Origin of the sequence: Protofrankia coriariae (genome assembly GCF_001017755.1) — a bacterium.
GTDB classification, from domain to species: domain Bacteria; phylum Actinomycetota; class Actinomycetes; order Frankiales; family Frankiaceae; genus Protofrankia; species Protofrankia coriariae.
In genome coordinates, this window is sequence record NZ_JWIO01000046.1 from 30,785 (window position 1) to 36,192 (window position 5,408).

The 5,408-nt window shown below is 67.9% G+C and carries 6 protein-coding genes; 1 reads left to right on the forward strand and 5 read right to left on the reverse strand.

Annotation, left to right across the window (positions count from 1 at the left end; genetic code table 11):
• Positions 1–340: 340 nt before the first annotated feature.
• From FrCorBMG51_RS20770 to FrCorBMG51_RS20780, 4 genes are all read right to left on the reverse strand, one after another.
• Complete coding sequence (locus FrCorBMG51_RS20770; RefSeq protein ID WP_013871926.1) at positions 341–1,126, reverse strand: enoyl-CoA hydratase/isomerase family protein; 786 nt, start codon at positions 1,124–1,126, stop codon at positions 341–343.
• Between the two features lie 175 nt (positions 1,127–1,301).
• Entirely contained in the window at positions 1,302–1,553 is a 252-nt protein-coding gene (locus tag FrCorBMG51_RS28615) for a hypothetical protein (protein ID WP_139342422.1), read from the reverse strand.
• 13 nt (positions 1,554–1,566) lie between these two features.
• Entirely contained in the window at positions 1,567–3,222 is a 1,656-nt protein-coding gene (locus FrCorBMG51_RS20775) for an AMP-binding protein (RefSeq protein WP_047224711.1), read from the reverse strand.
• A gap of 360 nt (positions 3,223–3,582) precedes the next feature.
• A complete protein-coding gene (locus FrCorBMG51_RS20780) occupies positions 3,583–4,062 on the reverse strand; it encodes a MarR family winged helix-turn-helix transcriptional regulator (protein ID WP_047224702.1) in 480 nt (159 codons plus the stop codon).
• A 79-nt stretch (positions 4,063–4,141) separates the two neighbouring features.
• Here FrCorBMG51_RS20780 and FrCorBMG51_RS20785 point away from each other — a divergent pair, with 79 nt between their 5' ends.
• The gene (locus FrCorBMG51_RS20785) at positions 4,142–4,516 is read left to right on the forward strand and encodes a hypothetical protein (RefSeq protein ID WP_200902533.1); all 375 of its coding nucleotides are present in this window, start codon (positions 4,142–4,144) and stop codon (positions 4,514–4,516) included.
• Positions 4,517–4,623: 107 nt separating this feature from the next.
• Here FrCorBMG51_RS20785 and FrCorBMG51_RS27400 read toward each other — a convergent pair whose 3' ends face one another.
• The gene (locus tag FrCorBMG51_RS27400) at positions 4,624–5,388 is read right to left on the reverse strand and encodes an SRA domain-containing endonuclease (RefSeq protein WP_235433779.1); all 765 of its coding nucleotides are present in this window, start codon (positions 5,386–5,388) and stop codon (positions 4,624–4,626) included.
• Between the last annotated feature and the right edge of the window lie 20 nt (positions 5,389–5,408).

Below are 5,408 nucleotides of genomic sequence, written 5' to 3' on the forward strand. Positions count from 1 at the left end.
GAACCAGCCGCATCGGCTCGCGCCGGATACTCGTCAGGCAAGGTTGACTCCCCCGTGCGAACAGCACCCCTGCCGAGCCGAAGCCGCCAGCGGAAGCAACAAAATAGCAGTACGGCACTATATCAACGTGATCATGGATCCTTGAAGGCCGCCACCGCGCTCTCGTCGCGTTCGGCGGCCCGGTGCGCGGGGGGCGGCATGGCCCGTGCGGCGCGACGGTTTCACAATGCCGCTCAGGGCAACTCTGTCGACACCGTTAGTGATGGGCGTTCTCGGACGGCTGTTCCGCGTGAAGCCGTTCCACCGGACGGCCTCGTACCGATACCGGCCGGCAGGCTCCTCATCTTCCCTGGAATATCGGCTTGCGGTGGGCCGCGACCTCGGTGACGCCGGTCCAGGCGTCATCGCTGTGGCAGACGCGGGCCATCGCGCGGGCCTCGAGCTCCATCTGCGCCTCGATGGGCTGCTCCCACGTCGAGAGCAGCAGGTTCTTGATCTCACCGAACGACACGGTGGGGCCCGCGGCCAGCTCGGTGGCGAGCGACCACGCCGCCTTCTCCAGCTCCTCGTCGTCGACGACCTCGCTCACCAGCCCGTGTCCAAGGGCTTCCTCGGCGCTCCAGGTCTGGTTGCGCATGAGGAACTCGGCGCTGCGGCGGACGCCGATCCGCCGAGGGAGGAACGTGGAACCACCCCCGTCGCAGAGCAGTCCGATCCCGGTGTAGGCGGCGTAGAACCGTGCGCCGCGGGCGGCCAGGCAGAAGTCGGCGGCGGCGGAGAGCGCGACGCCGCCGCCGACCGCCAGCGCGTGTACGGCGACGACGACCGGGGCCCGCATCCGGGCGAACCGGGAGATCGCCGAGTGCAGGCCGACCGTGGCGTCCTTGATGAAGCGGGGCAGGGCCTCGCGGTCGCGTGTCATGGTCTTCAGGTCCGCGCCGACCGTGAAGTAGGGGCCCTGCGCGTCGATCAGCACCGCACGGACCTTGTCATTCTCGTCGCATTCGGTGGCAGCACGACTCATTTCGGTGCAGAACGCCAGGTCGAACGGGTTGCCACGGTCCGGCTGGGTGAGCGTGAGGTGGCCGATCCCGTCAGCGATCCGCAGCGTGATCGACCCGCTCATCGTTCCACCCTCCGTCGAAAATGATCGACTTCTCACTTGCGTGTCGCGGCATCCGCGGTACGCGGCGGGCCACGATCCGTCGGCTACAGCGTCCGCGGGCACAGTGACCGGAGCTCGACCGGCTGGGTTTCAGCCCCGGCCCGCGGGAACGACACACCCTGGTGTTCCCACAGCGCTACGCCCGTACTCCAGAGGTATGCCCGTACTCGCCCGGGTCCGCGTGTAGGACCGCAGATCTCGTCGAGTGGCTGCCGCGCAGACCGCCGGACAGAGCAGGGGCAGACAGGGCAGGCCAGGGCAGGCCAGGCAGGGCACGGCGGTAGCCGAAGCCGAAGCCCTGCGTGACCTGAGCCAGGCCCTGGCTCTCCGCTCCGAGCAGGCGTGACGCCGGCACCTCCCGCTGGTGGTCGGAAAGGGCGAACTTCATGGTTCAGGACGGTTCAGGACTCGCCCCGGGCCAGCTCGCGAAGCCGGAACTTCTGGACCTTGCCGGTGGCGGTCATCGGGAGCTCGTCGACCAGGACGAGCCGTTCGGGCAGCTTCTGCGTGGCGATCCGGCGTTCGAAGCGCAGGAAGTCCGTGATGTCCTTCAGTGTGGGTGCCGCTCCCTTGACCGGGACGACGATGGCGCACGCCTTCTCACCGAGGCGCTCGTCCGGGTAGGCGACGACGGCAGCCTGGGAGACATCGGGATGCGCGAGGATGTATCCCTCGATCTCGGCGGCGCTGATGTTGGTACCACCGCGGATGATGATGTCCTTGAGCCGCCCGGTAACCCGCAGGTAGCCGTCGGCGTCGAATCGGCCGAGGTCCCCGGTGTGGTGCCAGCCCCCACTGTCGATCGTCGCCGCGGTCCGCTCGGGCTCACGCCAGTAGCCGAGGATCGCGCCCGGGCCCGAATAGGTGATCTCACCCTCCTCACCAGGCCCGACCTCGCCGTCAGGGCCGATGAGCCTGATCCGGATGCCGTCGAGCGCGGGGGAACCGTCCGAGCCGGCGCGGCGATCGATCGGGTCGCCGGGGTGGCAGCAGGTCGCCGCCATCAGCTCGCTGCAGCCGTAGAGCGGCATCAGCACACCGTTGGTGAAGGTCCGCTCGAACTCCAGGGCCAGCGTCTCGGGGATCGGCGCGCCGGCACAGAGCCAGAACCGCATCGACGACAGGTCCCGCTTCGCGTCCGGCGCCGCGTCCAGTGCCATCCGGACGAACGGGGTCGCGGTCGCGGTGGCGGTGGTGCGGTACTTCTCGATGCGGCGCAGGCCCTCGTTCGGCTCCCAGACGTCGAGCAGATGTGTCTCGGCGCCGACGGCCAGCGGGACCAGCACGCCGACGACCAGCCCGGTGGCGTGCGCGACCGGCGACGGCATGAACATGACGTCCTCGGCGGTGAGCTGGAAGACGTTGTGGGCCAGGCCGCGGCCGGAGAAGTCCAGGGTGTTCCAGGTGTGCACGCAGCCCTTCGCCGTGGACTCGGTGCCCGAGGTGTAGACGATGACGTGCGGGGCGTCCGGGTCCGGGTGCGGGCCCAGCTCGTCCGGGCCGGGTACGGTGGCGGTGGCCTCGGCGAACGTGAGCTCGCCCGGGGCCGCCTCACCACGGGCGATCACGAGGGTCCTGAGGGCCGGGGCCTCGGCCTGCAGCGCGCGGAACATCGCCGCGTGGTCGAAGCCGCGGAAGGCCCCGGTGGTGATCGCGGCGACCGCGCCGGAGTTGCGCAGGACATGGGCGATCTCCGCGTGCCGGTACACTGCCATGATCGGTACTGTGACCGCGCCGAGCCGCGCGAGCGCGAGGTAGGAGACCACGAACTCGGCCCAGTTCGGCAGTTGGACGGCCACCCGGTCGCCGGGCTGGACGCCGTGGCGCGCGAGCGTGGCGGCGAGACCACGGGCACGCTCACGGACCGTGGCGTAGTCGAGTTCGGTGGTGCCGTCGGAGACGAACCGGCGAGTCGGTGTCGTGTCCGCCCACCGGTCGAGTAAGGCGGCGGCCGAGCCATCCTGCCACCAACCGTTCTCCCGGAACTTCTTGATCGACTCAGCGTCGTAGCGATCGTAGACCGTGAGCGTAGCCGTGTCTGTCTCCACACCGACCATCAGAACCTCCGCTTCGTCGTGGATACCTGAACGCACATTCATTTCGGTCGCACGGGCCGGACCGAAATCTCGAACGACAGGTGGCTCACGCCAGCCGCAAGCATGGCCGGATCTTAGTGGCATAAGATCGATGTTTTCAATGGTTCGACCAAATAGTTGCTTCAGGCAAGCATGTTCGCCCGGCCACGCGCCCAGCCCCACGAGCCCCTCCGGCAGGGCCGCCCAACGGCGGTGTCACTCAACGGCAGGATCGCTCGCCCGCGGCGGGGCCTCCTCCGAGCCGTGCTCCCGCTCCGAGACGCCGGCGCGGGAGCTCTTCGGCTTCGTGACTTCCGGCGCGGTGAAACGGCTGGCCGCCGATCAGTCCGCCGCGGCCGGCGCGGGCTCGTCCGCCAAACGGAGCGCGATACAGGAGAGGACATTGGCGGTGGCCGCGAGCCGCGCCGGATCGGTGCCGCCGACGACGCGCTCAAGGATCTCCCGGCGGGCCGCATGGACGCTCTCCAGCGCCTGCACACCCTCCGGAGTAATGCTGATGAGGAAGGCCCGCGCGTCGGTGGCCACTCTTCCGCGCGCGATGAGGCCGGCGCGTTCCAGCTTCTTGAGACGGGGCGTGACCGAGGAGATGTCGACGCCGTGGCAGGCCGCGATGTCGGACACCCGCAGCGCACCGCGGGCGTCGAGATGCTCCAACAGCGACCAGGACGCCTGCGGCAGGTCGTAACCGGAGCGCCGCGCGATGTCACCCGTCATGGCGCGGTCGGCGAGCAGCCGCAGCACCGCGGCCAGGGACCGCTCCAGGGCCGTGAGTGTCGACGCGTCCGTCACGTCCGCCTGCACCCACACATCTTATGAAGCGGCAGCCTGACATCGTTTCGGGCTGGACTCCCCACGCGCCATTCTCGCCGTCAACGTAACCGTGGGTGACACGCCTGCCGAAGGCCAACACCTGGTCAATTCAGCCAAGGGCTTCTACGCCCGGCTGGGACGCGTCGGCGCCGCCGCGACGCTGCCGTCCGCCGACGAGGCTGCCCGGGAACTGACAGACGCCCAGAAAGAAGAACCCACCACCATCGTGGACGGCCGATGGCCCCGCTTCATAGCCGGCGGCCCCAACGACGTCCGCGACACGCTGGAGCAGATGCTCAAGGAAAGCGGCGCCGACGAGCTGATGATCCAGGACCTCATCGCCAACCCTGCCGACCGCCAACACTCCCAGGCCCTCCTCGCCCAGGCCTTCGCCCTGTCCCCACACCATCCCTCGCCCGCCGCCGAACCAGCAGCCTCACGATAAGCCCCACTACCCCACCCACCGCTGGCCAGGCGAGATGCCTGGTCGAACAAGTCCGCGCGGAAGGGTGGTCGCTACGCGGCCATGAAAACGCGGTCCGGGAAAGACCGTCATGTTCGCCGCCAGTCTTTGCCGGTCTTCCACACGGCCGTGACGCCCACGGCGGCGCACAGGTGCAGCAAATCAGGACGCGGTCTTGAGGGAACGAGGAGAACCAGACGCGGAGGCGGATCGATGAAACGGCGATAGTCGAGGAGTTGACCGATGCCCATGCGGATGGCCTCACGAGTGACGGTACCTTTGGCTTCAATGAGCTCACTGGCTGTCGCGTCGTAGAGATCAGTGAAGAGTGGGCGTAGCTCATTGGGAGGCACGATCTGCTTTCGACATACCTCATGGCCAAGAGATCGAAGGTGCTCGGTGTATGAGCGGACAAGGGCGGCTTCTCGCCGGACTGCAGTGGTCAGTTCCCTCGTGCTGGTCAGACTGTACTGTTCGATATTCGATGCCTCTACTGGTACGGAGGTAATACGGCTGGTCATGATGGGGGTTGATGGAAGAGGTGCCTCGAACGACTGCATCGGCCCCTGGGGGCGGAGTCGGAATATGATGACCGTGCGAAGCGGCCCGCCGCCGGTTTCCGGGGCTTCGCTCGTGTACCACGGACGATCGGGATCGATCGCGAACGCCCCAAGGTATTGGACGCCGTCTCGTGCGGCACGGAAAAGGCGAAGTGCGCGTCCATCTTCCTGGTGGCGCAGGATGGCTAGGTTACCTTGAACCATCTGCTGATCACCGACTTGTCCTTCCCCTGTGTAGTGGAAGCAGCCGTCATCTCCCCACCCGTCGAAGTAGCCATGCGTCTTGCCGCGCACCGGTAGATGTCAAGTCAAAT